The organism is Mesorhizobium sp. M7A.F.Ca.CA.004.12.1.1, assembly GCF_003997835.1.
In the GTDB taxonomy this organism is placed as follows: Bacteria; Pseudomonadota; Alphaproteobacteria; order Rhizobiales; family Rhizobiaceae; genus Mesorhizobium.
Window position 1 is genome coordinate 1 of sequence record NZ_RZRK01001298.1, and the last position, 976, is coordinate 976.

2 protein-coding genes are annotated in these 976 nt (G+C 65.8%); both read left to right on the plus strand.

All coding sequences use genetic code 11. The features are described from left to right. Window positions 1–664, plus strand: a 664-nt coding sequence (locus EN984_RS35925; RefSeq protein ID WP_164765982.1) for an ABC transporter permease, incomplete at its 5' end; no start/stop codon positions are given. 110 nt (window positions 665–774) lie between these two features. Beyond that, complete coding sequence (locus EN984_RS37985) at window positions 775–939, plus strand: hypothetical protein (protein WP_164748889.1); 165 nt, start codon at window positions 775–777, stop codon at window positions 937–939. The last annotated feature ends 37 nt before the right edge of the window (window positions 940–976 follow it).

A 976-nucleotide genomic window follows, 5' to 3' on the forward strand; every position in this document is an offset into this window, starting at 1 on the left:
GCAGCGAACCGACCGACAGGTCGATGCCGGCGGGGTGCAAGGGCTTGTCATCACCCGGCTGAAAGTGCCGCCCTTCGTCGTTACGCTGGGCGGGCTGACGGTGTTTCGCGGGCTGACGCTGACCATCTCAAACGGCGGCCCGATCTCGGGCTTCGACGCCTCGATGCGCTGGTTCGGCACCGGGCTGATCGGCCCCGTGCCGGTGCCGGCGCTGATCTTCGCCGCGGCCGCCATCCTGTGCCATATCGTGCTGCGCTACACGCGCTACGGGCGCGCTGTCTACGCCGTCGGCGGCAATGCCGAGGCGGCAAGGCTGTCGGGCCTGCGCGTCGACCGTATTCTGGTCTCGGTTTATGTCATCGTCGGCTTCTTCGCCGGCCTCGCGGCCTTCGTGCTGTCGGCGCGGCTGAATTCCTCGGAAGCGGTCGCCGGTATCGGCTACGAGCTGACGGTCATTTCGGCCGTCGTCATCGGCGGCACCTCGCTGTTCGGCGGCATCGGCTCGGTCGGCGGTACGGTGGTCGGCGCGGCGCTCATCGGCGTGCTGCAGAACGGGCTGCAGTTCAACAACGTCTCGTCCTATACGCAAAGCATCGTCATCGGGCTCATCCTGATCCTGGCGGTGGCGTTCGACCGGTGGCTGAAATCGCGGGTGAGAAGGTGAGGGGGACGGTTGTCCCTTCTCCCACAAGGGGAGAAGGGGAGCCCCCTTTCTTGCAAAACAGCCGTCCTTTGCTAGAAAGGTTTTGGCGGGTGGCATCGTGAGAGAACCTCATGTTTGCCGATATTATCAGACCGATCACCCTAGGTTTTTCGCTGCTGCGGCGGTTCTGGCCGCAACTCATGGCACTCGTGCTGGCCGGCGTGCTGGTCGGCGATCTCCTCATGCAGCTCGCGGCGAAGGTGGCGCTGGCCAATCACTTCGCCGGGCGCGGCTGACATAGGCGCGCATCGGCTGGACCCGCCAGCGCCCGGC

Coding starts and splice junctions, on each gene's coding strand:
- EN984_RS37985 (WP_164748889.1), top strand. CDS start 775: ATGTTTGCCGATATTATCAGACCGATCACCCTAGGTTTTTCGCTGCTG.